The organism is Paenibacillus glycanilyticus (genome assembly GCF_051200795.1).
Lineage (GTDB): Bacteria > Bacillota > Bacilli > Paenibacillales > Paenibacillaceae > Pristimantibacillus > Pristimantibacillus glycanilyticus.
The window spans coordinates 1561487-1587738 of record NZ_CP195155.1; the positions used below are offsets into that span (position 1 = coordinate 1561487).

General features: G+C 51.8%; 26 protein-coding genes. 20 read left to right on the forward strand and 6 right to left on the reverse strand.

Annotated features, from left to right (window positions below):
• The first annotated feature begins 506 nt into the window (after positions 1–506).
• Positions 507–1706, forward strand: a complete 1200-nt coding sequence (locus tag ACR9FF_RS07075; RefSeq protein ID WP_435169953.1) for a TolB family protein — start codon at positions 507–509, stop codon at positions 1704–1706.
• Between the two features lie 72 nt (positions 1707–1778).
• Here ACR9FF_RS07075 and ACR9FF_RS07080 read toward each other — a convergent pair whose 3' ends face one another.
• The gene (locus ACR9FF_RS07080; protein ID WP_015842974.1) at positions 1779–2075 is read right to left on the reverse strand and encodes a CD3324 family protein; all 297 of its coding nucleotides are present in this window, start codon (positions 2073–2075) and stop codon (positions 1779–1781) included.
• Positions 2076–2492: 417 nt separating this feature from the next.
• On the opposite strand from ACR9FF_RS07080, the gene ACR9FF_RS07085 reads away from it, so the two are divergent.
• The 6 genes from ACR9FF_RS07085 to ACR9FF_RS07110 all read left to right on the forward strand — a co-directional run bounded on the left by ACR9FF_RS07085 (position 2493) and on the right by ACR9FF_RS07110 (position 8122).
• Positions 2493–3173, forward strand: a complete 681-nt coding sequence (locus ACR9FF_RS07085) for a FadR/GntR family transcriptional regulator (protein WP_435169955.1) — start codon at positions 2493–2495, stop codon at positions 3171–3173.
• Between the two features lie 100 nt (positions 3174–3273).
• Positions 3274–4599, forward strand: a complete 1326-nt coding sequence (locus tag ACR9FF_RS07090; RefSeq protein ID WP_116393913.1) for an ABC transporter substrate-binding protein — start codon at positions 3274–3276, stop codon at positions 4597–4599.
• Between the two features lie 69 nt (positions 4600–4668).
• Positions 4669–5550, forward strand: coding sequence for a carbohydrate ABC transporter permease (locus tag ACR9FF_RS07095; RefSeq protein ID WP_127490785.1), 882 nt, complete (start codon positions 4669–4671; stop codon positions 5548–5550).
• On the forward strand, positions 5551–6378 hold the full coding sequence (locus tag ACR9FF_RS07100; RefSeq protein ID WP_127490784.1) for a carbohydrate ABC transporter permease: 828 nt from the start codon (positions 5551–5553) through the stop codon (positions 6376–6378).
• A 57-nt stretch (positions 6379–6435) separates the two neighbouring features.
• Positions 6436–7596 (forward strand): trans-sulfuration enzyme family protein, encoded by a 1161-nt coding sequence (locus ACR9FF_RS07105; RefSeq protein WP_127490783.1) that lies wholly within the window; start codon positions 6436–6438, stop codon positions 7594–7596.
• A 124-nt stretch (positions 7597–7720) separates the two neighbouring features.
• Positions 7721–8122 (forward strand): acyl-CoA thioesterase, encoded by a 402-nt coding sequence (locus tag ACR9FF_RS07110; protein ID WP_435169960.1) that lies wholly within the window; start codon positions 7721–7723, stop codon positions 8120–8122.
• On the opposite strand, the gene ACR9FF_RS07115 is transcribed toward ACR9FF_RS07110, so the two are convergent.
• Positions 8113–9339 (reverse strand): aspartate aminotransferase family protein, encoded by a 1227-nt coding sequence (locus ACR9FF_RS07115; protein WP_435169963.1) that lies wholly within the window; start codon positions 9337–9339, stop codon positions 8113–8115. The genes ACR9FF_RS07110 and ACR9FF_RS07115 overlap by 10 nt on opposite strands.
• Before the next feature lie 160 nt (positions 9340–9499).
• Complete coding sequence (locus tag ACR9FF_RS07120) at positions 9500–10831, reverse strand: TrkH family potassium uptake protein (protein WP_127491075.1); 1332 nt, start codon at positions 10829–10831, stop codon at positions 9500–9502.
• Positions 10832–10955: 124 nt separating this feature from the next.
• On the opposite strand from ACR9FF_RS07120, the gene ACR9FF_RS07125 reads away from it, so the two are divergent.
• Genes ACR9FF_RS07125 through ACR9FF_RS07135 form a run of 3 tightly spaced genes read left to right on the forward strand, consistent with a single transcriptional unit; the run spans position 10956 to position 13735 of the window.
• Positions 10956–12191 (forward strand): DUF445 domain-containing protein, encoded by a 1236-nt coding sequence (locus ACR9FF_RS07125; protein WP_435169966.1) that lies wholly within the window; start codon positions 10956–10958, stop codon positions 12189–12191.
• Positions 12192–12216: 25 nt separating this feature from the next.
• Entirely contained in the window at positions 12217–12978 is a 762-nt protein-coding gene (locus ACR9FF_RS07130; protein ID WP_435169968.1) for an ABC transporter ATP-binding protein, read from the forward strand.
• Complete coding sequence (locus ACR9FF_RS07135; RefSeq protein ID WP_201006426.1) at positions 12971–13735, forward strand: ABC transporter permease; 765 nt, start codon at positions 12971–12973, stop codon at positions 13733–13735. The genes ACR9FF_RS07130 and ACR9FF_RS07135 overlap by 8 nt, the downstream gene beginning before the upstream one ends.
• A gap of 137 nt (positions 13736–13872) precedes the next feature.
• On the opposite strand, the gene ACR9FF_RS07140 is transcribed toward ACR9FF_RS07135, so the two are convergent.
• Positions 13873–14211 (reverse strand): winged helix-turn-helix transcriptional regulator, encoded by a 339-nt coding sequence (locus ACR9FF_RS07140; RefSeq protein WP_127490778.1) that lies wholly within the window; start codon positions 14209–14211, stop codon positions 13873–13875.
• Between the two features lie 296 nt (positions 14212–14507).
• On the opposite strand from ACR9FF_RS07140, the gene ACR9FF_RS07145 reads away from it, so the two are divergent.
• The 3 genes from ACR9FF_RS07145 (at position 14508) to ACR9FF_RS07155 (ending at position 17428) form a co-directional block, all read left to right on the forward strand.
• Positions 14508–15248: a GTP cyclohydrolase II gene (locus ACR9FF_RS07145; protein ID WP_127490777.1), complete on the forward strand. Its 741-nt coding sequence runs from the start codon at positions 14508–14510 to the stop codon at positions 15246–15248.
• A 123-nt stretch (positions 15249–15371) separates the two neighbouring features.
• Positions 15372–16373, forward strand: coding sequence for a hypothetical protein (locus tag ACR9FF_RS07150; protein ID WP_435169972.1), 1002 nt, complete (start codon positions 15372–15374; stop codon positions 16371–16373).
• A gap of 92 nt (positions 16374–16465) precedes the next feature.
• Positions 16466–17428, forward strand: coding sequence for an aldolase catalytic domain-containing protein (locus ACR9FF_RS07155; protein ID WP_116393901.1), 963 nt, complete (start codon positions 16466–16468; stop codon positions 17426–17428).
• A 1000-nt stretch (positions 17429–18428) separates the two neighbouring features.
• Here ACR9FF_RS07155 and ACR9FF_RS07160 read toward each other — a convergent pair.
• Both ACR9FF_RS07160 and ACR9FF_RS07165 read right to left on the reverse strand, forming a co-directional pair.
• Positions 18429–18857, reverse strand: a complete 429-nt coding sequence (locus ACR9FF_RS07160; protein ID WP_435169975.1) for a GNAT family N-acetyltransferase — start codon at positions 18855–18857, stop codon at positions 18429–18431.
• 34 nt (positions 18858–18891) lie between these two features.
• Positions 18892–19194, reverse strand: a complete 303-nt coding sequence (locus ACR9FF_RS07165; RefSeq protein WP_127490774.1) for a hypothetical protein — start codon at positions 19192–19194, stop codon at positions 18892–18894.
• 143 nt (positions 19195–19337) lie between these two features.
• Between ACR9FF_RS07165 and ACR9FF_RS07170 the strand changes: the two genes are divergently transcribed.
• The 7 genes from ACR9FF_RS07170 (at position 19338) to ACR9FF_RS07200 (ending at position 26055) form a co-directional block, all read left to right on the forward strand.
• Positions 19338–20627: a VWA domain-containing protein gene (locus ACR9FF_RS07170; protein WP_435169978.1), complete on the forward strand. Its 1290-nt coding sequence runs from the start codon at positions 19338–19340 to the stop codon at positions 20625–20627.
• Positions 20628–20797: 170 nt separating this feature from the next.
• Entirely contained in the window at positions 20798–21511 is a 714-nt protein-coding gene (pxpB, locus tag ACR9FF_RS07175) for a 5-oxoprolinase subunit PxpB (protein ID WP_435169981.1), read from the forward strand.
• A complete protein-coding gene (locus ACR9FF_RS07180) occupies positions 21508–22623 on the forward strand; it encodes a biotin-dependent carboxyltransferase family protein (RefSeq protein WP_435169984.1) in 1116 nt (371 codons plus the stop codon). Before pxpB ends, ACR9FF_RS07180 begins: the two co-directional genes overlap by 4 nt.
• A 17-nt stretch (positions 22624–22640) precedes the next feature.
• Complete coding sequence (locus tag ACR9FF_RS07185) at positions 22641–23426, forward strand: LamB/YcsF family protein (protein WP_435169986.1); 786 nt, start codon at positions 22641–22643, stop codon at positions 23424–23426.
• Positions 23427–23429: 3 nt separating this feature from the next.
• The gene (locus ACR9FF_RS07190) at positions 23430–23855 is read left to right on the forward strand and encodes a gamma-glutamylcyclotransferase family protein (protein WP_435169988.1); all 426 of its coding nucleotides are present in this window, start codon (positions 23430–23432) and stop codon (positions 23853–23855) included.
• A gap of 92 nt (positions 23856–23947) precedes the next feature.
• Positions 23948–24136 (forward strand): hypothetical protein, encoded by a 189-nt coding sequence (locus tag ACR9FF_RS07195; RefSeq protein ID WP_015842998.1) that lies wholly within the window; start codon positions 23948–23950, stop codon positions 24134–24136.
• A 257-nt stretch (positions 24137–24393) separates the two neighbouring features.
• Positions 24394–26055 carry a methyl-accepting chemotaxis protein gene (locus tag ACR9FF_RS07200; protein WP_435169991.1) on the forward strand — a complete coding sequence of 554 codons (1662 nt, stop codon included), beginning with the start codon at positions 24394–24396 and terminating at the stop codon, positions 26053–26055.
• Positions 26056–26252 lie beyond the last annotated feature (197 nt).

Below are 26252 nucleotides of genomic sequence, written 5' to 3' on the forward strand. Positions count from 1 at the left end.
GCTGAATACTTGTCCGAAATAGACGACTTTAGTCCTATTAACTTCTTTTACACATAGACCAGGGAACTTGAAACGGAAGAAAATGAAAAGCCAAACCTCAATCCGCAGCAACCTTTATCTGGAAAATATAGTCTAGATCATATAGGAGCAAAGGGGAGGTTTAACGAATGAAGCTCACCGCCATAACGACTGCAATCTTATTTGTGCCGTTACTCTTAACGGGCTGCAGCCCGGATTCAAACTCTAATTCTGCGCCCTCTGCGAAACAGCCTGCAACGGAGGAAGCACAAGCTTCCGGCATTCCGCCGGCATCTGCTGCGTCATCCGCTAGCGAAGCTTTGCGCATAGACTTAATAAAACAAGATAAAGGGTTCTCCTTTCCCTTACATGATTCGGAAGAAGTTAACGGTTTTGTCGCACAAACATTTCCAGTCCCAAATGACCGTAATCTTGTGGCCCATGTCGTAAAACGAACCGTCTACGACCCGGAGGGGATTAGATATCGGTTGGACGTCGTTGCCGTTAATCCCAAAGAGCAGACGTACAGTCTGTATCCGGTGGCGGATATTACCGTGAAGGATAATTATTCCGTCGATTCTATTGCCGGGGCTTACGGGTTTACGAAACAGGATCAGCTTGTTCTTGTGCAGCCCAAGAAGCGGGAGGACGGGCAGGAGGGGATCCAATACGACGTGGTCGCGCTTGATTTACGCAATGGGCGGATAAAGACAATAGCGGCGAATGCGGTGCCGGATGTATCGCCGTCTTTTTATGCAAGGGGATGGATGAACAATTCCGGATATCTATATCTGAACAGCTATTCGGATGGCCGTCTTTGGTCGGTGGACCTACTTACGGGCGAGGTTCGGCCGATAGAAGGATCATTCAAGCACGAATGGCCGTTATATCTCGTGACGCCTTCGCCGGACGGCAATCTGTTCTGGCATGAACAAACCGACAGCTTCCGTCTATACGACCGGAATGGCAAAGAGCTTAAGGTTATTCCGCCAACGCTTGGTTATCATTCCTATCCGGCATTCGAATGGAGCCCGGACAGCCGGTTTGCGGCATTGTCCTTTACGTTGAGCGACAGTCATGACAATGTGCTGGGCGGGGATGAGGCCTACATTATCGCGCCTGAAGCAATAGCTTTTTATGATGAGAAAGGGGACTTGACCTGGGATGTTCAGGCTAAGCCGAAGGAAGGTCTGACTCATGTGGACTGGAACGGCTGGCTTGCGAAAGGCAATGAGGGAGTGCTGTCCTGGTACCGGCTGGATCGTGCTGAAAAGGGGGCGGTCCCCCGCAAGATTGATCGAACATACGCCTTGGCTAACGTGTTGACCGGTCAAATCACGAATCTGACGCCAGCGAAAAAGCTGGAGGATTTGAAGTCGCCGATGGCGGTGGTCAGTCGAACCGGACCGCTTCTGTTTGTTGACCGTGATGAGGGGCTATTCTGGTCGCCAGCGGAAGAGACGGGCAATGAGGACAGGAATTACGTTCTGCTGTCGAAACCGGAAGGGCCGCAGCTTATATGGGCGGCACGCGATTACAGCTCGGAGCAAACGACGATTAGCCGCTATAACCCGGTGAATCATGCCACCTCCGTTACGGTATTTAATGAACCGCTCGGTGAGGGGCTTCAATTAGTCGACGATACGCTTATTGTCGACAACAAAATGAACTATAGATGGATTCATTAGAATAGGCGAATAGCCTGCCCTCGAATTACCGGTGGCAGGCTATCTTTATGGTCATGCTATATAAGTACCGCATCAGCTTCCGCTGCCTATGCGGGCATTCTGCTGTTGTTTGCATATGATTTTTCGTAAGCTGTCCCCGGATAAAAAGTAAACCCGCTCAAGGTCAGCGATTGACCGCCCTTTGCAATATTCCGCGTAGATCTCACCATTGCGATCGTTGATCCGCGCTTTGGTGCCGCTCAGCTGTCCCCAGCCGGCTCGCTCTTCGCTTTGTTTCGGAATGTAAAGCAATTCGCCATCAATATATTGCTGGATTTGCCTAAGCAGAGTCGGGGGAAGCACATCTTTTCCGTTTTTGTAACGCCCCATCGAGGCCCTCCTTCGATATTTGGTTCCATTGGCTTTCGTTGGCTTGTTTTGCGTTAAACATGGCTAACCCTCCTCCTTTCGTATTTTGCGTTGCGATTATATTCAAAATTGATGGGGGAACCGGGTAGGTTCCCCCTATATGGGACATTCGCTTACGCGAATGCCACCTCCTGGATCTGAATCATTTCGTTCAGCCTCCTTTCCGTTCATTTCGTCGGCCCGACATCTATATTAACGCATAGAAAGGCGGTATCCCGCAAGGGCAAAAACGGTTAAATTTGTATTTTGCCATAATCGAATTTAAAATCCTTCTTGCTCATTCGCCTTCTCAGCCAACTGAAACGTACGCCTAGTTGACATTCTTAAAATATTTAAATAATATTCACCTATCTGACAGGTATAAAGGACGGTTGAACGATGATTCGCAAAATTAAAAAGCAGCATACCCATGAACTCGTTTCCGAGGAGATCATCAAATATATTGCAGACAAGGAATTGGCGGAAGGGGACAAGCTTCCGTCCGTTGACGAGCTGGTCCGGATGTTTGGTGTAGGACGGTCCTCCTTGCGCGAAGCGCTGCGATATTTGGAAGCCATTGAAATCGTAAAGGTCATTAACGGAAAAGGCATATACGTCAACGATGCGGGCTCTTACCGTTACAGCGGAAAAGTAAAAATAGACGACGAAAAATCGTTTCTGCTCGATATTCTTGACGTTAGAAGGGCGCTGGAAGGCAAAGCCGTCGAGCTGGCCGCGAAACGGATAACGGACGCCAAGATCGAGGAGATGAAAGCATGCCTCGCGGAATACGACGAACGAAAGCAAAAAGGTCTGGATACTTCGGCGATCGATTACGAATTCCATCAGCATATTTACGACGCGGCAGGCAATCCGCTGCTTCATAGCGTGTACGACTCCATATCGGAGCTGATTAAGAAGTTCTTTTCGGGCCCGTTCGGGGTGAAAGAGCTGTTCGACAATACCTATCCGTTTCACCGCACTTTATTCGACGGGATTGCAAACCACGATGCAAAGCACGCGTTGAACGAATTTAGCCAAATGATGGACATTATCGAGGAGACTATACGGGAATATTGACAGAAAATTTAGATATTGACAACTTGTAAATGGCTCACTTATATTAAACCTATCAGACAGGTATACAGTATGATACTCACTCATTTTAAGGGGGATTCCAATGCAACAAATGTCTTGGAAGAAATCGCTGTTATCCGTATCTATGATTGGTGTGGCACTAAGTTTGACCGTAACGGCATGCAGTTCTTCCGGCTCCAAGAATGGAGACGGTGGAGGAGACAAGGTTGTTACGCTGCGCATGATCGAAAGCTTGACCAGCCCTAATCGCACGGCCATCATTCAAGAAGGCATAAAGGCATTTATGGATCAGAATCCGAACATTAAGGTCGAACTGATCTCGCCGCCGTTCGATCAGGCGGACAACAAGATCAGAACGATGCTTAACGCGAAGCAAGAGCTTGACGTGCTTGAGGTTCGCGATCTCAACGTGGCGGAATTCGTAAACAACGGCTACGTGGAACCGCTTAATGACTATACGAAAAATTGGGATGACTTCAAAACCGTCACCTCCGTCGCCCAGTCCGTCGCTACCGTTGGCGACAAGCTGTATTTCATCGCAAACGGACTCTATCAGCGGCAGCTGTTCTATCGCGCGGATTGGCTGAAGGAAGCGGGCATCTCCGTTCCGGCTACATACCAGGAGTTAATCGATGCTTCCGTGAAGCTGACCGACCCTTCCAAAAACCGCTTCGGCTTCTCGTTCCGTGGAGGATCCGGCGCCAACGCCGTTCCGGATACGATGATCCAGGCTTACGATTCGGAAAAAATCAATATCGATGACGCGATGTTCCTGAAGGACGGCGGCACCATCTATTCGTCTCCGGAAGCGAAGGAAGCGGTCGAACAATACGTGAAGCTCTATAAAGAAGGCTCGCCGCCTGACTCTATCAACTGGGGCTTCCAGGAACAGGTGCAAGCTTTTACGTCCGGCGTGACGGCATTCCTGTTGCAGGATCCGGACGTTATACAGACGTTGAACGATAGCATGGAGGAAGGCACGTGGGCAACCGCTCCGATGCCGAAGGGACCGAATGGCAAAGCGCTCATTTCCGCCGGCGGCGCGGGTTGGGGAATTACCTCCTACTCGAAAAACAAAGAAGCTGCCTGGAAGCTGATCAGCTTCTTGTCCTCGCCTGAAGAGAATACCAAGCTGTCGAAGAGCCACGGCACCGTGCCGATTCACTCTTCCGCTACCGAGGATGCATTTTTCCAAAGCGGACCGTACAAGACGCTGCTTGATATGACGAATCAGCCGGACACGTTCGTTAACTTCAAGCCGCCTTTCCAATATCCTGCGAACGGACAATGGGGCACGGTAGCCATGGAATCCGGACAGAGCATGCTGCTGGGACAGACGAGCGTGGAAGATACGTTGAAGAAATGGGACGATTACTGGGTGAAAGCGAAAGCTGAATTGAAAAAATGACCTTAAAATAGCGGTGGGCGGCATGAGAACCGCCTGCCGCATTTTACTAGCGGGGGAAGGTGAGATGGCATGAGCAAGCAGCGAAGGTACATATTACTCAGTTTGCTTCCTGCATTGGCATTGCTGCTGGTGTTTACGTTCTATCCTTTTTTGCAAGGGGTAGTCATGGCGTTTCAAAATTACGTGCTGTTTGACCTGACCAACGTTCAGTTCATCGGCTTGCAAAACTTCGAAACCGCGTTTCGGGACGCGAAGTTTCTTTCGGCGCTCGAGAACAGCGGGTATTGGGTGTTTTTCTCGCTTGTGCTGCAATTCCTGATCGGTTTGTCGCTTGCTCTGACGCTGCGAAAAAAATTCAGGGGAAGAGGGATCTATCAAGGCTTTGTTTTCTATTCCTGGGCTTTGTCCGGTTTTCTAATCGGCCTGATCTGGAAGTGGATGTTCAACTCGCAAATTGGCGTCATTAACGATCTGTTAATGCGAACGGGCCTTATCGATACGCGCATCGGCTTCCTCTCCGATCCGAAATGGGCCATGACGTCGGTTATCATCGCTAACGTCTGGTACGGCATCGCGTTTTTCGCGATTATGCTGCTGGCCGCGCTGCAATCCGTGCCCGCGGATCTGTACGAAGCGGCGGAAATGGACGGTGCCGGAGGGCTGCGCAAGTTTTTTAACGTGACGTTTCCTTATATCCTGCCGACGGTTATCGCAACGACTTTGCTCCGGGCCATCTGGATCTTCAACGATCCGTCCATCATCTACGGCCTTACGAACGGCGGACCTGCCGGAACGACTCATATTCTCTCATCGCTTATGCTGGATAAGATTATCTATGGCGGGGATTACGGAATGGCCTCGGCGATTGGCGTGATCATGATCATCATACTTATGCTGTACACCGTGTTTTATCTGTTCGCTACAAGATCGGAAAAGGCAGGTGACTTCTAGATGAAGCAACGCGCGTTGACGGGCCTGAAGTCGCTTTATCTCGGCATCTTTTTCCTCATTATGGTTTTTCCGCTCTATTGGATCGTAATCACTTCGCTTAAGCCGCGCAAGGAGATTTTTTCTTTGCCGATTCGGTATTGGCCGGAGAAATTTACCTTCGAAAACTATGCCAATATTTTTAAAGTTTCAAAGTTTCATGTCTATATCGGCAACAGTCTGCTTATTTCGGTAATTGCCGCACTTATCGTCATCTGCATTGCAACGTTAAGCGGTTATGTCATGGCCCGGTTCCAGTTCCGGGGGCATAAGCAAATTATGATGGCCTTTTTCTTGACGCAAATGCTGCCCGGGTTTATTTCGCTCGCGCCGCTCTATCTGCTGATGGCCGACATGAACCTGATTAATAACCGGTTTTCCTTGGTTCTTGCCTACACGGTTATGCTTATTCCTTTTTCCACGATTATGCTTCGGGGGTTCTTCCAGCGAATTCCCAGCAGTCTGGAGGAAGCGGCGATGATTGACGGCTGCTCCAGGCTGACGGCTCTGATTCGGGTCATTATACCGGTCATGCTGCCGGGAATCGCATCCACCTTTATTTTCGCATTCGTGCAAAATTGGAACGAGCTGTTTATGGCGGTTATGTTTATTGACGATGAGAATTTGAAGACGCTGCCCGTGGCGATGAACTCCTTCGTTATGAAGTTCGACGTGGATTGGGGTTCCATGTCCGCCGGTACCGTATTGTCCGTCATTCCGACCGTCGTTCTGTTTGCGTTCGCTCAGCGGTATATCGTGGAAGGGCTGACGCAAGGCGCCGAGAAGGGTTAGAGGCATAGCGGCGGAATGACGCAAACAAAGGAATGAATGCATAGGGAGAGAAACCGAATGAATGAAGGACTGCATACCAAAGTAGCGCATGACGAAGTGGACACGAAGCATTACGGCGCCGTCACGATGCCGATTTATCAAAATAGCCTGTTTGCGTTCGAAAACCATGAGTCATTCGATCATGCCATGCAGGACGTATTGGCTGCTACCGTCTATTCCCGGGGCAATAATCCGACGGTACAATATTTGGAGGGCAAAATAGCGGAATTGGAAGAGGCTGAACGGGCGCGCTGCTTCGCGTCGGGGATGGCTGCCATTGCCGGCTCCTTGCACGCGCTGTTGAGATCAGGAGACCATGTCATCTGCGTCAATCAAGCTTATGGACCAACGAGGCAGTTCCTGGACGAATTGTCGGAACGGTACCGGGTCGAAGTAACCTACGTCGACGGCTGTCTGTTATCTGACTTCGAAGACCAGTTACGGCCGCACACGCGACTGATCTATCTGGAGAGTCCGACATCGGGTTTGTTCCAGCTGCAGGACTTGGAGGGAGTCGCGGCGCTTGCGAAACGCGAGGGTGTTCTTACGATGATTGACAGCAGCTGGGCGACGCCATGCTACCAGCGTCCGCTCAATTGGGGAATAGATCTCGTGCTTCATTCGATGACCAAATATTTCTCCGGCCATAGCGATTGCTTGGGAGGCGTCGTGGCAGGCCGCGCGGACCTGATCGATGAAATTGCAAACAAAGGGTATATGCTGTTTGGGGGCGTTATGACTCCGCATACGGCTTCCCTCATGATCCGGGGGCTGCGAACGCTGCCTCTCAGGATGGAAAGACATCATAGCAGCGGGTTGATTATCGCGGAATTTATGGAGAAGCATCCGCTGGTGAACCGCGTGAATCACCCCGGTCTGCCTTCGCATCCGCAGCACGCTCTCGCATGCAAGCAATTGGACGGGTACGGCAGCCTATTTTCCTTCGAAACTCAGTTGCCGGCAGAAATGCTGAAGAAGTGGGCGGACGCCTTGCGTTACTTCCGGATTGGAGTCAGCTGGGGCGGCTTCGAAAGTCTGGTGACGGTTGGACAAACGCCTGCAAGCCGCAATGCAACGGGGAATAACCCTTCTGTAGCCCGACTGTACATCGGTCTGGAGGATCCGCAAACGCTGATTGGGGATATCGAGCAGGCTTGGCGGCACGTTATCGGAACATAACGTCAGTCCCGTTATAAGGAATAGCAGGACAGCAGCCCGCCGCATGGCGGGCTTTTTGCTAACTTAAGGGCATGTGTTATTTTAATAAGTAGCCGCATTAATATATAGAAGGAGAATGGATGAGATGAAATCGTCGCTGCCTATCATTGTTCGCTCTACGGAAATTGACGTCAACGGCCATGTGAACAACGCAAAGTACCTGGAATATTTCGAATGGGGACGAGAGGAATGGTACGAGTTATGCGGGCTTCCTTATGAAGCCTTCGCCAGCATGAATATACAAACGGTTACCGTAAACATCAACGTAAACTATAGAAGCGAGTGCAGGCAAGGAGACCAATTAACGGTCACCTGCCAGCCTGAACGAATAGGCAATTCCAGCTACGTTCTGAAGCAGGAGATTAAGGACGAGCGCGGCGAAGTGCGGGCCGATGCCTTGGTTACGAGCGTAACGATGGATCAATCCACCCGCAAAAGCCGCGCGGTCCCGGATGAGCTTAGGAAGTTTTTCGAATCTCAGGAATAAACGGCCTCATTTTTCAAACCGCAGGTTTCCAGTACGCCCGCAAGAATCCCAATCATGTTCTCTACATCCTCGGCGGTTACGATAAGCGGCGGCATTAAGCGAATCGTGCGCGCATTTGGCGCATTCACAAGCAGACCGTTGTTCATGCACTGTTCGGCAAGGGCTGGGGCAGTTCCCTCGGGTACGTCAAAAGCAAGCAGCAGTCCTTTGCCGCGGACTTGACTGACCGCATAATTGTTAGCCAGCCCGTTCAGCTTCTCTTGAATAAAAGCCCCCTGTTTTGCCGCATTATCCGTTAGTCCCCGCTGCAGGATTTCGCTCACGACCGCATGGCCGGCCGCCATGCCAAGCGGCGCCGCGCTATAGGTGCCGCCTTGATCCCCCGGCTCGAACAGATCGTATTGCTCCGTAGTCAGCATCGCCGAAAGCGGGAATCCGCCGGCGATTCCTTTTGCGAGCGTCATCACGTCCGGCTTCACCCCGTAATGCTCGTAAGCAAACAGCTTTCCGGTTCTTCCGAGGCCGGTCTGTACTTCGTCGAAAATCAGCATAATGTCGTATACGTCGCAGGCTTTGCGCAAGGCTTGCAAATAAGGAGCATCCACCGAGTGGACGCCGCTTTCGCCTTGTACAAGCTCAAGCATAATCGCGCAGGTTTTATCGCTGATCGCGGCAAAGCAGGCGTCGAAGTCATTAATCGGCACATGCTTGAAGCCTGGGACCTTAGGCTCGAATAAATGCTCGAACGCCGGTTTGCCGGTTGCCGACATCGTGGCCAGCGTTCTGCCGTGGAAGCTGTTCATCAACGTAATAATCTCGTAAGCGCCGTTCAGATGAAGGGCGCCGTGCTTCCGGGCAAGCTTAATCGCGCTTTCGTTCGCCTCGGCGCCGCTGCTTGCGAAGAAGACTTTGTCAAAGCCCGAAATCTCCGTAAGGAGGTTCGCGAACTCAATCATGGGCTTGTTATAGAATCCCGGACTTGCATGCACAAGTTGACCGCTTTGATGAGCGAGGGCCTTCTGCAATACGGCAGGGGAATGTCCAAGACTCGTCACCGCCCAACCCCCAATAAAGTCCAGATAAGCCTTGTCTTCGGTATCCCACATATACATGCCTTCCCCGCGGGTCATGACTACTTCAGGACGTTTAGCCGTATATAGGAGCGATTGCTTGGCGGATGCGAGCAAGCCGTCGGTTGTTTTCGTTAACGATTGCATGAATGATCGAACCTCCATCTCTAACATGATGTGAATTAATATACATCATAATGTATATTAATTCAATATCGGGACGAGCGATTTGCGAAAAGAATATTTTTCCTGCTTTTAAGCATGAGAAAAGGCCATCCCGCATAGGCGGGATGGCCTTACGTTTCCTTTATCCGATTGTAATCTTTCCTTCCGGGTGCCGGTAAAGCTCTTTGGACTGATTCGGAACCAGGGTATAAGCGAGGGTGAGCGGCCCCATCCTTCCGACAAACATAACGATAATGATTAAGATTTTCCCGATGTCGGTCAAATGCGGGGTTAACCCCATCGATAAGCCCGTCGTTCCGAAGGCGGAGGTAACCTCGAACATCACCGTCAGGAAATCCGTCTCCTCCGTAGCGGACAGAATCATCGTAAACAAGACGATGGTGGCAACGGATACGGCCGTAATCGTCAGGGCTTTGTGTACCCGGTCTTTTGCCAAACGTCGCTTGAAGAAGACGACATCCTCTTTCCCGCGGATCATGGCAATAACGGCTCCGATCAGAATGGCGAAAGTCGTGACCTTAATGCCGCCGCCCGCGGATCCCGGGGAGGCCCCGATAAACATCAGAATAATAAGCAGGAATTGGCTCGCATTGCGCATATCGGCGATATTCAGCGTATTCGCGCCGCCGGACCGCGGCGAGATCGACTGGAACAAGGAGCTGTACAGCTTGCCCGCAAAGCTAAGAGGCTCCAGCGTGTTTGTATATTCGAATATAAAGAGGAGAACCGCTCCTCCCAAGAACAAGAGGCCGGACGTATACAGCACAACCTTGGAGTGTAACGACAGCTTGCGTATCTTCGGATAGTCAATCACTTCGGCCAGAACGATAAAGCCGATCCCGCCAAGAAAAATAAGCAGCATCAGGACTGCGTTAATAATCGGATCGTCCACATGATTGGTAAAGCTGTTAAAAGGACCATGAATCGGTCCCATTATATCGAGGCCTGCATTCGTGAACATGGATACGCTATGGAAGACGCCGTAATATAAGGCTTTGTCAAACGGCATCATAGCCGACCAGCGCAAGGTAAGGAGCAGGGCACCGGCGAATTCAATCGTAAACGCGTAGATCAGGACGCGGCGGATAAAACGGACAATCCCTTCAAGCGAGGTATGGCTCATCGATTCCTGCAGCCACAGCCGTTCCCGGAGCGAGATCCGTTTGCGGAAGGCGAGAGCGAATAAGGTGGCCATCGTCATAAAGCCAAGTCCGCCGACCTGCATCAGCATCAGGATGACAAGCTCGCCGAAGGCAGAGAAATGGGTCCCGGTATCGACAACGACAAGACCGGTTACGCAGGCCGCCGTTGTGGCGGTAAAGAAGGCATCGATAAAAGGCGTTTGCATGCCGTCTTCCGAAGCGTAGGGCAACGAAAGAAGGATAGAGCCGATCATAATAATAACAATAAAGCCTGCGGTCAGAATTTGCGGAGGACTGATTTTGGTTAGCATGGATTTCTTCAAGCCGTGTATCACCTTTCATGGAAAGCCTAGGACTTATGCGAAAATTCTAAGTTCCCGACGTTATCTGGTATAATTAGTATAAAGCAAACGGTACAGGAGGACTACAGCTACTATGAAATCAAGATACATTGCGAGTTTGTCATTGGCCATTATGTTTATCGGCTTTATCGTAACCAGGTTGTGGCTGCCGGACAATTGGTGGACGCGGCTCCTCGAGAGCGGCTTTGAAGCCGGTCTTGTCGGGGGAATTGCGGATTGGTTTGCGGTTACGGCTTTGTTCCGTCATCCGTTCGGCATTCCGATTCCGCATACGTCCCTGCTGCTGAAGAACAGGGACAAAATCGTCAATTCTCTCATATCGGCGATGGAAAACGAGCTGCTGAACAAGGAAAGCATCAGCAAAAAGCTGAAGGAGCTGAAGCTGTTCAGAGGATTGGCATCGGGCATTACGGGACTGATCGGGAAGCGCAAATTGAGGGTTGGCATTCTGCGGTTCGCCCAGTCCTCGCTTGAAGAGGTTCCGCTCGAGAAGCTGAGCGCCAAAATTCAGGAGCTTGCCGTGGATTATATCCGCAAGCAGGATATCGTTCCGATCGTAGACAAGCTGACGGACAAATTCGTCTATGAAGGCTGGGACGAGAAAGCATTGGATTTCGTTCTTGCGCAAGGACAGGAATGGGTGAAGAAGCGGGAAACCGAGCAATTCTTCGGAAGACTGGCGCATAGCAAGATGGAAGAATTGCAGGTAGGAGGATTTATGGGCTTCGCCGTGCAAGCCTTTGTTGGCTTTATGAGTCCGGAGAAGCTGGGGCCGATCATTCAGGGCATGCTGCTCTCGAGTATCAAGGAGCTTGGCACGCCGGGCAATCCGAACAGGCAGAAGCTGCTGGATGAATTGAAGAAGCATGCTTTGGCCTTGTCTTCCAATGAAGAGCTGATGACCCGCTTGAAGGCTGGACTGGAGTCCGGCGCGGAGAGCGTTGGAGTGGAACGGTTTATCCATCTTCGTCTGGAAGAGCTCCGTCAGCTGCTGCTCGATAAGCTGGAGGAGGAATGTCTGAACGGGGGACGCATTCTCGTCAAAGCCTTCCGCTTCCTGGTCGAGCAGGCGAAGAGCAGAGAAGAGTTAATCCATCGCTGGGAACAGTCTATTCTGGCTTATTTGGTCAGCTGGATCGAGAAGAACCATTACCGGATTGGCGTGCTGGTGCGGGATAACGTCAACCAAATGGATGATCAGGCGCTCGTTCAAATGCTGGAGCAGAAGATCGGCAAGGACCTGCAGTGGATTAGGGTGAACGGCGCGGTGTGCGGCTTTATCGTCGGCATCATCCTTTCCTTCTTCTAATGAGGGCGTATTGGAGGATAAATAAGTGACCGTATTGCTGGTAAATGAAATGGCAAAATCCAAGTTCGATAACCGTAATGAGTGGCTGTTCACCGGCGTTACGGCAGAGATCCGGCCGGAAGACCGGATTGTTCTGCTAGGAGGCTCCGGCCAAGGGAAAAGCACGCTGCTCCGTATTCTTTCGCTGCTCGAGCCTTTCGATAAGGGCGACCTTCAATTGGATGGGCAGACATTCGCGGAATGCAAGCCGCAAAGCTGGCGCAAAAAGGTTACCTATGTGGCGCAGAAGCCGGTCATGCGAAGCGGCACGGTTGCTCACAATCTCCGTACGGTCAGCGAGCTGCATAATAAGCCTTTCGAAGAAGAACTGGCCCGCAGCTATATGGAGGCTGTTGGCCTAGGGAAGATGGATTGGGACAAGCAGGCTTCGGATCTCTCCGGCGGCGAGCATCAGCGGCTTGCGCTTGTCCGTTCCCTGCTGCTTCATCCCGAGCTGCTGCTGCTTGATGAAATTACGTCTTCGTTAGATCCGGCAAGCAAGAGAGCCGTCGAGAAGCTTCTAATGGATTGGGCGGCTGGACAGGCCAATGGATTGGAGAGAGCATACCTGTGGATTACGCATGATCTGGATCAGGCACGCTTGATCAGCAATCAAGTCTGGTTTATGGCCGAAGGAAGGTTGCTTGAGAGGAGCGCTACAGAGGTGTTTTTCGAAAATCCGGCTACGGAACAGGCGGGCTTGTTTATACACAGCTTGCAGGAAACAGGGGGGAGAAGCAATGAATAATATGGCCCTCCTATGCACCGTATGCTTTGTTGCGGTTGCGGCCTTAATCTCCATGAAACAGAAGCTTGGGCTCGAGAAGGAAATTCTGATCGGCACGATCCGGTCGGCGGTTCAACTGCTGTTTATCGGCTACGTTCTTCATTTCGTTTTCGAAACAAGCCATCCGGCTTTCATCATTATTATTATTTTATGCATGATTATGGTTGCCGCATGGAATGCGGGAGCCAAGGCCAAGCACGTCCGGGGGATCCGCAGCCGGATTGCTATAGCACTGGCCTGCACGGAAGGGGTAACGATGGCGATTCTGCTTGGCCTAGGCATTATAGATCCAACGCCGCAATATATCATACCTGTCAGCGGTATTATTATTGGAAGCTCGATGATCGTATGCGGCTTGCTCTTGAACCAGATGAAGAGGGAGATGGAGACGGCCAGGGGCGAGATGGAGATGCTTCTTGCCCTGGGGGCAACGGAAAAGCAGGCGGTCCACGGTTCCTTGCGCCGCTCTGTCAGAGCCAGCATGATTCCGACGTTAGACGGCATGAAGACGGTTGGACTGGTGCAGCTTCCCGGCATGATGACAGGGATGATTGTAGCGGGAGCGGATCCGATTGAAGCGGTCCGTTATCAGATCCTCATTATGTTCGTGCTGGCCTCCTCCGCGGCAATGACCGCAATGGTGCTCAGCTTGATCAGTTACCGCTTATGGTTTACGAAGGATGCCAGGCTGCTGCCTATGCTTCCGGAAGATAATTGAGGTTAAGAAAAAGAATTTGTAAATTATATTGAAAGTTGCGAACATGCGTTCTATAATTAGGGGGCGGCAATTCTTATAGAAGAAAAAAAGCCTGCCTTTTCCGTATCGGAAAAGACAAGCCGTAACCAAAACTACATTTATTCAGAAAGGGTCGCCGCCTGTTCCTCCAGGCTTATCCACTCCTGTGACCACTTCTCGATTTCCCTTACAACAGGCTCTAGTGCACGGCCCTTTTCCGTTAGGGAATATTCGATGCGGACAGGAATTTCCGGATAAACAACGCGGGTAACGATTCCTTCAGTCTCCAAATCCTTGAAACGTTCGGATAACAGCCTGCCGCTGATCGGAAGCGCGGCTTGAACAGCGCAGAAACGCTGCGGGCCGGCTAACAGCTGATAAATAATTAGGCCGATCCAACGTTTTCCAATGAGATCCATCCCTTTCTGCACGCGCGGACAAAGGTCAGATTGCTCCATAACGATCACCTCTGGTTCATTTCCATTCCATTATAGTCACATTGTTAAATGAATACAAGCAAACTTTTGTTAGGCTTGTAACTTGACGTCACTTCATTATGAAATTATAATTAGTTACTATTAGTAACGAAGAATTCTGATGAAGATATCCCTATTCCAGCCTACATGGGCGAATGCGAGGATGGACCAGCAGCCTGTTGCGCTATGGCTTCATTCTCAATATACTGGTATCTACTGCAAGAATTTGGTCAATTATTCGTGGTTTATTATTCAGCTAAAAAGAAGGTGCGGTAAACATGTCTAATGAACATATCTTATCGATATTAAAAAATAAAATTAAAACCATCGACAAAGGCGATCATGCGATCCATGTCGTAGGTCCAATCAAGCTTCCCGTCGAGCTGGACGGTGAAACGGTAACATTCCAATGGTACAGCTGGCTCCGCCGCGATATTCAAAAGAGCGAATCCGTGGAAGAGCTGATTACGGAGCTTAATCAAGTTCATTATGCGGACTTTCAGCAGTCGAGCGTTCTGGTATACGGCGACTTCGAGCATGAGGAGGAAGTGCTTATCCGCATGCACAGCATCTGTCATACCGGCGATATCTTCGGCAGCCAGCGCTGCGACTGCGGCTTCCAGCTGAAGCAGTCGATGCGGATGATTATGGCCCACGGAGCAGGCGCATTGTTCTATCTGGCCAACCATGAGGGACGCGGTATCGGACTATTCAGCAAAGCGATGGCTTACCTGCTCCAAGAGGAAGGCCTTGATACGGTAGATGCCAATCTTGAGCTTGGTTTTGCCGAGGACGCTCGTGACTACAGCGAAGCTATTGACGTATTGAAGCTTCTTCGCCAAGCGCCAGTATCCATCATTACGAACAATCCGCGCAAGGTGGAAGCCCTTCGCGACGCGGGGATGAACATCACCTCCCGCGTGCCGTTATGGGGAGAGGCATCCGTTCATAACGAGAAGTATTTAACTACCAAGGTCGCCCGTTCCGGTCATTTCGAACGGGAGCTGGCGGTAAAATAAGGAACAGGCCGAGCAGTCGGCCTGTTTTTTTTGCGCAATGACCGAAACCAATCGATCTATCCTGTCGTCTAATGGATATGCTCAATCTGGCATACACTATATGGAACGGAAGGTTGGGTGTAAATGAACTCTCGTCTAAAACAATTCTTATATAGACTATTTACCGTCTGCATCGTGATCGGATTAATGGGGTGCAGCAAAGGGGAACCAAATGATAATGCAGCCCGGGCTGACCGGGCTGTCAAGCAACCCGCAACCACGGAAGCCGTTGAGAAAAGCTCTGAGCAGGATGCTCTCATACATAAATTCAAGACGGTGGTCAGCACGGCGAAGGAAGCTTCCGATATCGTATCCTTTCTGAACGAGAATTTGAACAAAGCGGGGCAGAATAATGCGGACCAGATGGTTAGGGAGCTTTACGCCTTTTACGCGAAGGATCTGCCGACCTCCCAGGAAGCTTTTTTTGGCGATAATGTTCAAAATGTGCTGACGCAAATGGACTGGCCGATCACCTCGGCGAACGCGGCGTCCATTACCGACGAAGCGGTCAGGCAGCTTGTGGTGACCAAGCTGTCCGGCGGTTACAAGCTGGTATGGGTAGAAGGCACCATCTATCCGATTGTAGACTATAGCAACCAGCAGAAATACAGCATGTATCTGTCCAAGCCGTTAAACAGCTATATCGCTTTGAAAGCCGCGGAATCCGACGAACCGGCTGCCATGGATGCCGGGCTTGTTATTTCGTGGAACGAATTAGCGAGCAGAGCGGTGATGGCCGAGACCTTTCTGAAGCAGTATGCGGATTCCCCGGAATACACGGAGGTTGAGAGCATCTATCTGGATACTTATTTGAGAATGTATATAAACGGACTTTCGAATACGCCAATTTTCGATTCAAACCATTTGAAGATAATACCGGAAGTGAAAGCAAGTTATAAGAAAGTGGCGGCTGAAAATCCGGATACCGTTACCGGCATTATGGCGAACCGGTTTTTGGAGATATTGGCGAAGTCGGATGATGTCGGCATGATGCGCGGGCCTGCTGGTACGCAGCTGCTGCCAGAGGTGAAGAAATTCCAGAAAAACTACCGCCAGACGGCTTTAAACCTGTTGAAGGAAGCCTAGAGCGCATCCAAAAAACGACAAAATTATTTTGCGTTCCGCATCTATTTCAAGTATGATTGGATGTAACATAAACGAACCAGAAGGAGTAGGACATGAACTCGAAAACTAGCCATTGTAAAATTGTCGATTGTACGATCCGCGACGGCGGACTTGTGAACAACTGGGATTTCAGCGTTGAATTCGTTCAACATCTCTATAATACATTGAACGAAGCCGGCGTAGACTATATGGAGATCGGCTACAAAAACTCGCCAAAGCTGCTGAAAGGCGCCGATTCGGCTGGTCCTTGGCGTTTCCTGGATGACAACTTCCTGAAGCAAGTCATCCCTAACAAAGGCAATACCAAGCTGTCTGCTCTTGTCGATATCGGCCGCGTAGACGAGAATGACATTCTGCCGCGCAGCGAGAGCCTTCTTGACCTCATCCGCGTAGCCTGCTACATCCAGGATGTAGATAAGGCTCTGCAATTGGTTCAACTGTTCCATGAAAGAGGTTACGAAACTACTCTTAACATCATGGCGCTCTCCAACGTGATGGAGAATCAGCTGATCGATGCCTTTGAACTGATCAAGGAAAGTGTAGTGGACGTTGTCTACATCGTAGACTCGTACGGCAGCCTGAAGCCTAACGATTACAGCTACCTGATTGAGAAATTCCAGCATCATCTGCCTAACAAACGCCTTGGTATCCATACGCATAACAACATGCAGCTTGCTTTCGCAAACACGCTGCTTGCCGCCGAAAAAGGCGTAGAGCTGCTTGATGCTTCCGTATACGGCATGGGCCGCGCTGCAGGCAACTGCAACACGGAGCTGCTTGTCGCTAACCTGCAAAACGCGAAATACAATGTGCGTCCGGTTCTTGACATGATCGAGAAATACATGATTCCTCTCCGCGAGAAGGAAGAGTGGGGCTACATTATCCCTTACATGATCACAGGCATGCTGGATGAGCATCCACGCTCGGCGATGGCGCTTCGTGATTCCGAAGACAAAGATAAATGCGTTGACTTCTACGATCGTTTGACGACTCCGGAAGTTGCTCATAGCAAATAATGGTGGGGCTGCCTTGGTTTAAGGCAGCCTTTGTTTTTTAGGGATGAGTGCATGCTCAGGTTGGATCATGCTGCGCTGCGTGTTGCTCAGGTTGGGAATGTTTCTTCTTCCAGCTCACCGAATTGCAATAGTAGTAATTCACCCTACAGCAATTCGTTGTTACTGTTGTTCCTCTGAATAATGAACTTACTCATCTGATGAGTATTCAGAGGAACAAAGGCAGGCGCTTCGCTCTTCCAGAAGATACATTCCCTCTCTTCGCTCACTCCGCGTGTTTCCCAACCTTCGCACTGTTCCCACAAAGGGGCTGCCTTAAAAATAGGCAGCCCCTTTGTGGTGGGGGCGAGGAGGCGCCTGGTGGATTCCAGGCGCCGTGCCGGGACAAAAAACATATAGTGCGACTTGTGGATAAAGTTGATTTTCCGTGCCTGAAGGATAAAGAAAATCATAACCGACTAGGCGCTAATGAAACGTAGTATCGTTATTTGAGGTAAATGGGCGGTTTTGGAATTCTAACGAAACGACATAGCGTTATTTGCTTGATTTGAAGGGAATACGAGGATGAAACGGGTGAATAACGATACCAGGTTTCGTTAGAACGCCAGGAGCGGGTATTTTGTATAAATAAGGTTACCAGGGTTCGTTAGATGTAAAGAGTGGCGCATGAGGAGCAGCTGTAGGTGGGAGTGATGAACAGGGCAGGTTATTGTTAGTGTCGAAAGTGCCGAAGTTTGGCTCCTATTGCAGGAGCTCGGCTTAACGAGATTATTAAAGTATCGGGGCGCATGGCGAGTGGAGAATGGGAAGCGGCAGATGGTAGATGAAAGGGCAGTGGAAAGGCAATGGAAGGGGAAGCACAACTAGTAGGTACGGGAGGGCAAACGAAGAAAGACAACCTTGAGAGACAGGCATTGATTGAAAAAGGTATAGAAAGTTGCGGAAAAACAAAGTAGAAAGGAGCTGCCGGCTATGACAGCTCCTTTCTGGTGCAACAGGGATCTTAAAGTGTTTTTTTCATGGTTACGTGAGGGATGCTCTCTTCCAGGAATACGTCGGAGACGGTGCGGTAGCCCAGCTTGGAGTAGAAGGCTTCCGCATGCGTCTGGCCGTTAAGCTTTGCTTCCTTGAGTCCGTCTTCGCGGGCAACCGACTCAAGTGCTTCCACAACGGCGCGGCCGAGTCCGTATTTACGGTGGGAGGCAAGGACGCAAATGCGCTGCAGCTTTGCTACGCCGTCAACCACTCTTACGCGGCCAGCGGCTACGGGCTCATTGTTGTAAAGGACCAAGACATGCTTGGACGATTCTTCGAATTCATCGTATTCGTTCTCGGCAGGCACGCCTTGCTCGTCCACAAAAACTTTTTTGCGGATGTCGTAAACCGCCTTCAGATCTTGTTCACTGGCAACCAATCTTGAAGTAATTGTCATGTTGTTCTCTTTCTCCTTCCCTATGTACAAGAGACTAGGATTGGCGCAGCTCGCCGTCGCCCCGGATCGCTGCGGCCTGATGCGGCTCGTTCGGGTGCAAATAGGCGGTCCCGTTAAAGGCTCGTCCGTCGGTTGCCGTTGCGTATAATTCGACCCGGATATCCTCGCTTTGTCCAAACCATTGAAGCAGTTCGGTATCTTTTACTCCGTTAACATCCACATACCATAGCTTTGATCCGTAATCCGACACTAGCACAAGCTCAGCGGATCGGAACAGAAGCTCCTTCATCTGCTGCCGGTATACAATCTCAATGTTCTTAAGTTGAATAGTTTCCATTATTGCAGCCCTCCATGAACTGGCATAAAACGGCCCGATCTTCAGCCGGGATGCCTGCTTCTGATTGTAATGTTGATTGCCGGTTAATGCAACAATCCCTTCGTTCCCTTCGTCTATTTAGAAAATAAAGGGGGTTATGGAAAATGATTAAAAACCAAACAAAAAACAAGCTCATGTCCATGATCGTTTCAATGCTCGTTATGTTGCTTATTCTGGCCGGCTGTTCGTCAAGCCGGAACGATAACGCCGCTGACCGGGCGGCTCCGGATCGCGGGACGGATAGCAGTAAAGCTGAATCTTCAGCGGATGACCGGGGGAACCGGGTTGAGAATAGGGCTGAAGAACCTGAATCCCACCGGGAAGAGGTGCGCCGTCAAGGGCGGACCGACGCGCCAATTCGGGCAGGCCAGCTGACTGCCGGCGAGTGGGATGATCTTGCCGCATGGGACCGGTTCAATAATTTGCTTAATAGTTATGAAGGCAGCGACAGCTCCGCGCATTGGGGCTTTGAATATTTTAACCGGCTGGAGGTATCGGTGACCTCTGACGGCCGTGCCGTGTCCGATGCAAGGGTAAGGCTGATCGGTCAGCAGAATCAGACGGTCTGGGAATCCAAGACAAATGCCGAGGGCAAGGCATACGTATTCGCGGGATTGTTCCGGGATAACGAGCAGCCTTATCAGAGAACGCGTTATTCGGTTGAGGTAATGGCCGACCAGCAGAAGAAAAAGGTATCGAACATCGAGGTGCCCGGTCAGGGAGCCTTGAAGGTAGATCTGGACGGGGAGCTGCCGGAATCTAATCAGGTAGACGTCATGTTCGTGATGGATACGACCGGCTCCATGCAGGATGAGATGGATTATTTGGAAGCCGAGCTGAAGGATGTGATCACCCGAGTGGGCGAGAAGCATGCCAATCAGCTGGATATCCGGATGAGCACGAATTTTTACCGGGATACTCATGATGATTATGTGGTGAAGGCAAATCCTTTTACAGCCAATATCGATCAGGCGGTAAAGCTTATTGCCATGCAAAAAGCGCAGGGCGGCGGGGATTATCCGGAAGCGGTGGAGCAGGCATTGCGCAATGCGGTCAGCGATCATAAATGGAGCGAGAACGCGCGGGCAAGGCTTCTGTTCCTTGTGCTGGACGCGCCGCCTCATCATGAAACCCAGATCATGCAGGAAATGCATAGCGTATTGGCGGAAGCGGCCAAGGCAGGGATTCGCATTATTCCGGTTGCCTCAAGCGGCATTGATGTGGATACGGAATATTTGCTCAGGTTTGCCGCGGTTGCAACCGGAGGCACCTATTTGTTCCTGACCGACGACAGCGGCATCGGCAGCGATCATCTGGAACCGGCGGTAGGCGAATACGAGACGAAGCTGTTAAATGATCTGTTGGTTGAAGTCATTAACCGGTATGTTCAATAGGTAAAGGATAGAGCCTCTGACGGTCCGTTTAGACGGGATAAGGGTTGTCCTCGTTGTAAAAACAAGAGTTGTCCGGATAAACGGGCAGCTCTTTTTTGTGACTATAGGATGGTCGTTATCGCGTATTTCTTTTACAATGGGGAAAAAGAGCAGAGCCGGAGGTGCTGATCATGTCTGTTCACGTAACGCCGCTTGGCGACCGCGCGCTTGTCCTCCAACAGGATACGCAGGGAGCGGACGGCTGGAAGCAGATGGCCGACCTTGCATGGACATTGAAGCAGCAAGCCGAAGCGTGGGTGGTTGATATTGTACCGGCATACGAGACGGTTACCGTCCTGTATGACCCTGCCAGGCTGTGGCGGGAGATTGAGCAAGGGCCGGAGGCTGCCGTTCTGCTGCCGTATCAGCTCGCGGAACGGAAGCTGCGTGATTTGATCGAGAATGGAAAAGCAGCCTCGGAACGAGGAGGAAAAGGCCGCAGATTCGATCTTCCCGTGTATTACGGAGGCCAATACGGTCCGGATCTGGAAGAGTCGGCCGAACGTTCGGGGCTGACGGCGGCGGAGTTCGTCGAGGAGCATTCGAGGGTGGAGTATACCGTGGCGATGATTGGGTTTATGCCGGGCTTTCCGTACATGAGCGGGCTTCCGGAGAACCTGGAGCAGCCGCGAAAGGCCGTGCCGCGTGCTATTGTCCCGGCAGGGTCTGTGGGAATAGCGGGAAAGCAAACCGGGATTTATCCGCTTGCTTCGCCCGGGGGATGGCAGATCGTCGGCTACACGCCGATCCATATGTTTGACAAGGAACGCAGCGAGCCTGTGCTGCTTCGGGCAGGCGTCCGCGTCCGATTTATTCCCGTTACCGGAGGTGACTTCCGCTTATGACGGATCGAAGCATAACCGGGATTACGGCGATAAAAAGCGAAGCAGAGAGCTTCAGTGGATTAAAGGTATTGAAACCCGGCCTATCGACCACGATTCAGGATTTGGGCAGGGAGGGCTACCGTTCTTCGGGCATTGCGGCCGGAGGGGCGATGGACCGGTATGCGCTGCGGATGGCCAATCTTCTAGTGGGCAATGAGGAAGGGGAAGCGGGACTTGAGGTAACGCTTGTTGGGCCGGAGCTGAGGGTGGATACGGATCTTCTCATTTCCGTTTGCGGCGCCTATCTGGAGCCAACCATAGACGGGGAAGAGCTGCCGATGTGGCGGCCGGTCTTTGTTCCGCGCGGCGCGGTGCTTCGCTTTGGCCGCGCCGTAAGCGGCTGCCGCGCCTACGTGGCGGCAGCGGGGGGCTTCGGCGTGCCGCGCGAGCTTGGCAGCCGCAGCACGGATGCGCGCGCCGCGCTGGGCGGGCTCGCCGGGCGGCGCCTTGCCGCCGGCGACGCCTTGCCCTGCGGCGCGGCGCATGGCGCAGCTGCCCCGTCCCGGTGGGCAGCCGCATGGGCAGCGGCGCTTTCGCGGCAGGGCGAAGCCTCCGCCGCGAAAGCGCCGGAAGGCGCGGGCCGCCGCCTGCCGTGGGCGGCCGCGCCATGGTTCGCGCCGCCGGGAGCCTACGGCGGCGACGAAGACGGCATCGTGCTTCGCGCGATGCCGGGGAGCGAGCACGGGCAGTTCAGCGCAGCTGCCCGTGAAGCCTTCTTCCGGGAGCGGTATGCCATCGCTCCCGCCTCGGACCGCATGGGGTGCCGCCTGATCGGCACCCCGCTGGCAAGAGAGTCCCGTGCGGAGCTGCTCTCGCACGGGGTAACGCCCGGCGCCGTCCAGGTACCGCCCGGCGGCGGGCCGATCATTCTGGCCGCCGACTGCCAGACAACCGGCGGCTACCCCAAAATCGCGCATGTCGCGACGGTCGACATGCCGCTCCTGGCCCAGGCGAAACCGGGCGATACGATCCGGTTCCAGCCTGTTACCCTGGACGAAGCGCAGCGGCTGGATCGCCAGCGCGAGCAGGATATCCGCTATCTGGCCGCCGCGATCCGCAGCCGTCAGCCTTAAAAGAAAGGAGCACCAGCATGGTAAACATTGATACGGACAAGCGCGCGGTAGATCTCAACTGCGATTTCGGGGAAGGCTACGGCAGCTATTCCTTCGGACAAGATGCCGAGCTTCTTCCCTATATAACAAGCGTGAATATCGCCTGCGGCTTTCATGCCGGCGATCCCCACACGATGCATGCGGCCGTGAAGCAGGCTTTGTCCGCGGGCGCCGCAATTGGCGCTCATCCCGGCCTGCCTGACCGGCTTGGCTTTGGCCGCCGGGAGATGCAGGTAACTGCAGCCGAGGTGTATGATTTTGTTTTATATCAGGTTGGCGCATTGCAGGCTTTTGTTCGGGCATTAGGCGGGGAAATGGCTCACCTGAAACCGCATGGGGCCCTTTACCATATGGCTAACCGCGATAAAGCGGTCTCTGAGGCGATTGTCAAAGCGGCCTTGGCTGTTGATGAGCGCCTCATTATTTACGGTCAATCCGGCAGCCTCCTGCTGGATACGGCCAAGCAATACGGCCTGCCTTCCGCATCCGAGGTATTCGCGGACCGGGCTTACGAACCGGACGGAAGTCTCGCTCCCCGCGGCAAGCAAGGAGCCGTTCTGCATGATGCGGATCAAGCGGCAGCCCAAGCGGTAGCGATGGCAGCGAAGGGCATTGCTTTTACGCCTGATGGCGCTCCGGTAAACGTGCAAGCCGACACGATTTGCCTGCATGGCGACGGTTCACACGCGGCTCTGTTTGCTTCCCGCATTCGGGAGGCGTTGATCCAGGAGGGGATTACTCTCCGGGCGCCGGGCAAGGCATAAGATATGTTTGTACGCGACAGGCTTACCGTGTTTGTGTATGGCTCCTTGCTCCCGGGTTTGATCAACCATTTTGTCATAGCGCCTTTTCTTATCGACAGCAGGAGCGGCATGATTTCGGGCAGGCTGGTGGACGTTGGGGCTTATCCGGCTGCGGTCAGGGATCAGTCGGCCAGAACGAACGGTGCGGTAATCGAAGGCTTATGGCTTACGATCGACCGTGCAGGACTAGCTGTGCTCGACGAGCTGGAGGAGTTTTACGGGATCGAGGAGAGCAATGACTACGAACGGGTGTGGGTCCGGGATGCCAGAAATCCAGAGCTCGAGGGCTGGGTCTATATTTGGCCGTCAGACCGCAGCTGCCCGCCGGTTCCCGGTTCATCGTGGCCGGATTATTTAAATAGCTTGACCACTAAACCAAAGCTTTCATGAAATGTAAAATTACTGCTAGACTGGAATCACATAATCTCCTAGAATTAGATATGATGTAGAGGTATGATCTAGGGCTAGGGGAGAGATTAACTATGACTGAAGATGGGATTACGGGAGAGTTTTTTGAAGGTTATAAGGTCACATTCCCTATGGGACGATATGATGTATCCGTCTATATGACAAAGGTATATTATGAAGCCTGGAAATACTTCAGAGATGCTGAAATTACGGATGTATGGGTAGAAGAGGTTAAGCTGGACTTGGTGAAGTTTCTGAAATAACACGATAAAGCTTGAACGGGAGAATGTACTTTTGGTACATTCTCTTTTTTTGTTCTTCAAAAATGTGGAAATCCCAAATTTTGTACTAGATCAAAATAGGCCAAATCTCCTAAAATAAGGACAGTTAATGAGGTTATTTATGGAAGGAGTGGAATAAAACGAAAATTCGTTGACTGTTATAAAATCCGCAGCCGTGCATGTATCCAATTACCAATAAGAGGTGTAGTTATGAAGTTGACCGTAAGCGGAAATTATTTATGGGATTTTTGGCTGTGCTTATCGTTTTGGCCGCAATCGTATTTGTCGGCTACTCCAAAATTACGACGGTTGACCGCGCCTATGGCAAGTTGATTGATGACAAGGCGAAGAAGTTGATCCTGATTCAGGAGCTAAACGTAGCGATCAAAAAAGAGCAGCTTAGCGCAAGGGGGTATTTGATTCTGAAGGATGATTCCTCCTCGCAAAATTTCAATGCTGCCCATGAAAGCTTCCTGCAGCTAAGCAAGGAGCTGAGCGCCATCGTAAAGCTTCCGAAAGCAAAGGAGCTGCTTGAGCAGCTGATTGGGCTGGAGAACCGGTTCCATGAGGCCGCCACTCGGGAGATGCAGCTGAAGGATCAGAATAAGACCGATGAATACATGGAGCTCGTAACGAAGCAGGGTCATGAGATTTCCTCGGCTTTTGACAGCAAGATGGACGAGTTGACGGATTATCAGCAGACGGTTATGGATGAGGGGCATCAGGAGACGGCGGATCTGGCAGCGAGCACAAAAACCTCCATGCTGGTGTTGGGCTTGGCCGCTAGTCTGATCGGGCTTGCGGTTGCGGTATATATAGGCAGGAAAATTAGCAGACCGGTGGTGGAGCTCTCCAAAGCTGCGGAAAAAATAGCGGCTGGCGATTTAACCTCAACGGAGCTGAACGTAACAAATAAAGACGAGATCGGAGATTTGGCCGTTTCCTTCAAGAGAATGCGCCGCAATCTGAGAGAATTGATTCAGACGGTCAATACGAATGCAAGCCAGGTAGCGGCATCGGCCGAAGAACTGACGGCAAGCGCCGAACAGACCTCGAGGGCAACGGAGCAGATTGCCGTTACGATGACTTCGGTTGCAACCGGGGTAGAGACCCAGTTCAATACGGTTGAAGAGGCATCCCGGACGATCGCCGAGATTGCGGCGGGGGCGCAGGAGATTGCCCATAGTACCCAGGTAGTGTCGGATACTACGCTGGACGCTTATTCGAGAGCCACCGAAGGGACGGCTTCCGTTCAGACGGCTATCGGACAAATGAACGCGATATCCCGCACGGTAAACGGGCTGTCACGAGTCATCGGAGGGCTTGGCGAACGTTCGCAAGAAATCGGCCAAATCAGCGGAGTAATTACTGGGCTTTCGACGCAGACCAATCTGCTGGCGCTTAACGCGGCTATCGAAGCGGCAAGAGCAGGCGAGCATGGGCGAGGATTTGCCGTTGTCGCGGCAGAGGTCAGGAAGCTGGCCGAGCAGTCGAGCCAGTCGGCGCAGCAAATCTCCGAATTGATCGCTTCGATCCAGGAGGAGACGCTCCGGGCGGTACAAGCGATGGAAACGGCGACTAACGACGTCGGCGACGGGCTTCGGATGGTTAACACGGCAGGCGAATCCTTTGATTCGATCCAGCAGTCCGTTAATATCGTATCCTCCCAGATTCAGGAGGTCTCCTCTTCCGTACAGCAAATGGCGGCGGGTGCCGAGCAGATGGTGCAATCGATGAAAGCAATCGCGGAGGTGTCGGAACATACGGCATCCGGTTCCCAGGAGGTATCGGCCTCCGGGGAGGAACAGATGGAGTCGATGAAAAATATTTCCGGCGCCGCTTTATCTCTTTCCCAGATGGCGGAGCAGCTTCAGATGCAGATTGAGAAATTTAGAGTGTAAAACAACTAACGAAACTACAACACGCTATTGCCCCGAAATTGGATTTTCTGTTGTTCTAACGAAACCTCATATCGCTATTTAGTTACTTTTTGCAGATTCCAGCCCTTATTCGGCCCAATAACGTTACTAGGTTTCGTTAGAATCCGAAAGATGTTGATTTTTGCCAAATAAGAATACGTAGTTTCGTTAGCGGAACA